This window comes from Streptomyces niveiscabiei, from assembly GCF_001419795.1.
GTDB classification, from domain to species: Bacteria; Actinomycetota; Actinomycetes; order Streptomycetales; family Streptomycetaceae; genus Streptomyces; species Streptomyces niveiscabiei.
On record NZ_LIRL01000653.1, the window covers coordinates 1 to 2654 of the forward strand.

Annotated in this window: 2 protein-coding genes; both read right to left on the minus strand. The window is 72.9% G+C overall.

Translation table 11 applies throughout. From position 1 onward, the window contains the following. A partial coding sequence (locus AOK24_RS48750; protein ID WP_159052025.1) for a hypothetical protein occupies nucleotides 1-1266 on the minus strand: 1266 nt, incomplete at its 3' end. Between the two features lie 192 nt (nucleotides 1267-1458). Next, nucleotides 1459-2424 carry a LysR family transcriptional regulator gene (locus AOK24_RS29445; protein WP_055723085.1) on the minus strand — a complete coding sequence of 322 codons (966 nt, stop codon included), beginning with the start codon at nucleotides 2422-2424 and terminating at the stop codon, nucleotides 1459-1461. Between the last annotated feature and the right edge of the window lie 230 nt (nucleotides 2425-2654).

Consider the following 2654-nt stretch of genomic DNA (forward strand, 5'->3'; position numbering starts at 1 on the left):
CTTCTCGGTGACCCCCTGCGAAGCCGACGCGTCCGGCGACGGATCCGGCGAGGGCGCCGCCGAGGAGGGCGGCGGGGACGACACCGCCGGGCTGCTGCCGCCCGGCGAAGGGCTGCCGCTGCCGATCCCGGGCCCCGGCCCGGTCGCCGGCCCGGTCGCCCCGGCGCTCGGCGAGGCCGCCGCCGAGGAGGACGGCCGGGGCGTAGGACCCGTAGTACCTGAGGCGGACGGCCCCGGCGTCGCGCCGGGGGCCCTGGTCGTCGTACCGGAGGCGGTCGCCGACGAGGTGCCGCCGGGGGTGGAGAGGCCGTCCGGCACGCCTGGCTCCGAGGTACTGGGGGTACGGGTCGCCTCGACCTGGCTCGCGGGTTTGTTGTCGTCGCCGGGTCCGGGGAGCGGGAGCCAGGGGGCGCCCGCGTTGCCGGAGAGGAGGGTGCCGACGATGACGACCGCGTAGGCGCCGCAGGCCACGCCGACGGCGAGTCCGAGGCGCCGGAAGGTACGGCTGCGGCGGCCCGACTCGTCGACGAACACGGGGCGTTCGGACGCCTCGCCGTCGGACCCGGCACCGCCGTGCAGGGGGTCGAGCTGGACGGTCACCTCGGCGGGGTCATGGTCCTCGGTGCCGGCTCCGGCCCCGCCGTCCGCGCCCAGGCCGTCCCGTACACCCCGTCCCTCCGGAGAGCCACCCCCACGGTGAAGCTCCCCGTCGGCCCCCGTCCGACGCGATGCGCCGTCCCCGGTGCGGCGGCTCCTGGGAGCCACCGGCCAGCCGCCGGCGTTCGCGTCCCCGGGCGCGCCCTCGTCCCCGGCGCCGCCCGGCGTCGTACCCGTACGACTTCCGGGCGTACCCCTATGAGACCCGTACCCCCCAGGTATCACCGCGGGCTTCTCCCCCCAGGGGTCCCGCCCCACCGGCGCGGCCCCGAAGGCCGACTCCACCAGCCCGGCCGACTCCACCAGCCCGGCCGAGTCGGGCACCCGCGTCGAGGGGTCCGGCGCCCGTCGGCCGCTGCCGAGGACCTCGTCCGGGAACCCCTCCCATCCGGTGCCGGCCGACAGGCCCGACGAACCCGGCGCGGGCGACTCGCCCACCTGCCCGGATATCTCGCGACGTTCACCGGCAGACGCCCCCGCCTCGGGGAAGCGCGGAGACGCCGCCGTGTCGGGGAACTTCTGGGTCCCGCCCCCGACCGCCGCGCCCCCTTGGGTCGGCGATGCCGGGTCGGGCCACTCCGGTTGGGCTTCTTCTGGCCATTTCTTCACGTGCGCACTTCCCCCCACGGGAGCACCCCGGAATCGCTCCGGGTCCCTCCCTGGAACAGTTGTGGGCGCGTGTTCGACTGCCGAGCACACGTCGTACAACCAGGCCCCCACCCGGTTCACACGCCCCCGATGTCTCTCCGTGCTCGGGGCGCCGAATCTAGCGCAGCGGATGTGCGCCGTGTGCGCGATGTGTCATTTGTATGCGGATGCCATGCCCATGTCGATGGCTGGAATCCATCCATCGGTCGGGACCTCCAACCACGATTCCTCGACCGCGAGTTCGAGCGCAGATTGACGCAGTACGGCCAAGATCGGATGGACCAGCCCCTTTCGCCACACGAGTGACACCGGGGACAGCGGGACGGGCTCGACGAGCGGCCGGCGGACCGTTCCCGGCATGGCCGGAAACCCCTCCACGGCGAGCACCGGCCAACTGGACCGGGCCATGACACGCCGGAACTCCTCCTCCCCCACGGCCATCGGAACCGGCGGCGCGACCCGCACACCCCGCCCCGCGAACAACTGCCGCGCGAGGTCGGTCCATTCAGGAGTACGGGGATTCCCGGCGCCCGCGTAGACCTCCTCCCCCGCCAGCTCTCCCAACGGCACCGCGTCCCAGGAGGCCAGGCGGTGACCCTCGGGGAGGAGGACGGCCATGGGCTCGTACCGGACGAGCTGGTGGTCGAGCCGGGCCCGCAGCGAGGGGGCGAGTCCCGCGTACCTGCCGAACGAGGCGTCCAGGCGTCCCGCGATCATCTCGGCGGCGGCCCAGGTCAGTCCGCTCTCGAAGCGGGCCATCAGCTCGTGGTCCGGGGCGAGTCGACGCGCTCGTTCCAGGACCAGCGAATTGGTCCGCAGCCCCGGCGAGTTGAGGTCGACCAGCAGGGGGCGGGGCCGGCCGAAGGCGGCGCGCAGTTCCTCCTGCGCGTCCAACACCCGCCGGGCGTACGGGAGGAGACGCTCACCGTCCGGCGTCAGGGCCACCTGGCGTGTCGTACGGGCGAACAGGTCGGCCCCCAACTCCCGTTCCAGGCGCCGCACATCGCGGCTCAGCGCCTGCTGGGCTACGAACAGGCGCTCGGCGGCCCGAGTGAAGTGCAGTTCCTCGGCTACGGCGAGGAAGACTCGGAGCAGGCGGGGGTCGAGATCTCGGGGCATCCGGCGAACGTAACAAGGACTGACAACACAGGCGCGTGAATAAGCGCGGGACAGGTGTTGGACCGGACGATCACCGCCGTACGACCGTTGACGGCATGCCCCACGTCCACCAAAAGCCACCACACACCCCCAGAAACGCACCAGAAACCCTTTACACAACAACCGCCGACACGCTGGTCGCCGTCGATTTCACCCCCAGAACCCTCAGAACCCCCAGAACACCCCGAAAA